The organism is Holdemanella sp. DFI.5.55, assembly GCF_020593575.1.
In the GTDB taxonomy this organism is placed as follows: domain Bacteria; phylum Bacillota_I; class Bacilli_A; order Erysipelotrichales; family Erysipelotrichaceae; genus Holdemanella; species Holdemanella hominis.
Window position 1 is genome coordinate 1 of the sequence record NZ_JAJDMK010000180.1, and the last position, 766, is coordinate 766.

General features: G+C 37.1%; 1 protein-coding gene. It reads left to right on the forward strand.

Going from position 1 to position 766, the window contains the following annotated elements; translation table 11 throughout:
- The coding region (gene galE / locus LJE08_RS13675) for a UDP-glucose 4-epimerase GalE (RefSeq protein ID WP_227403540.1) at positions 1-766 on the forward strand (766 nt) is incomplete at both ends.

Here is a 766-nt window from a genome sequence, read left to right on the forward strand (position 1 = left end):
ATTTATAAAATTACAGGAAAGCATGTTAAGTTTTATGAATTTAATGTGTTAGATGAGGAAAAGACTGAATCTGTATTTAAGGAAAATAAATTGGATGCGGTGATTCATTGTGCTGCTTTTAAAGCGGTTGGTGAAAGTGTGCAAAAGCCAATTGAGTATTATACAAACAACTTGATGACTACTTTAGTGGTTGCCAAGATGATGAAAAAGTATCATGTTCCAAGTATTGTGTTTAGTTCAAGTGCGACTGTTTATGGAGATCCTGAAGTGGTTCCTTTAACAGAGAATTGCAAGCTTGGTGAAACAACCAATCCATATGGTTCAACAAAAGCGATGATGGAAAGAATTTTAACGGATGTGCAATTCGCCAATCCAGAAATGAGTGTAACTTTACTTCGTTATTTTAATCCCATTGGAGCGCATGAATCGGGTTTGATTGGTGAAAATCCAAAGGGAATCCCCAATAACTTGATGCCTTATATTATGAAGGTGGCTACTGGAGAACTTCCAGAACTCGGTGTATTTGGAGATGATTATGATACACCAGATGGAACGGGTGTTCGTGACTATATTCATGTGGTCGACTTGGCAAAGGGTCATGTATTAGCGATTGAAAAGTACAATACGCCAGGTGTTCATATTTGTAACTTGGGAACAGGAAAAGGATATAGTGTATTAGATATAGTACATGCCTTTGAAAGAGTGAATGGAATTAAGATTCCTTATGTCATCAAACCAAGACGTGCAGGAGATATTGCGACATGTT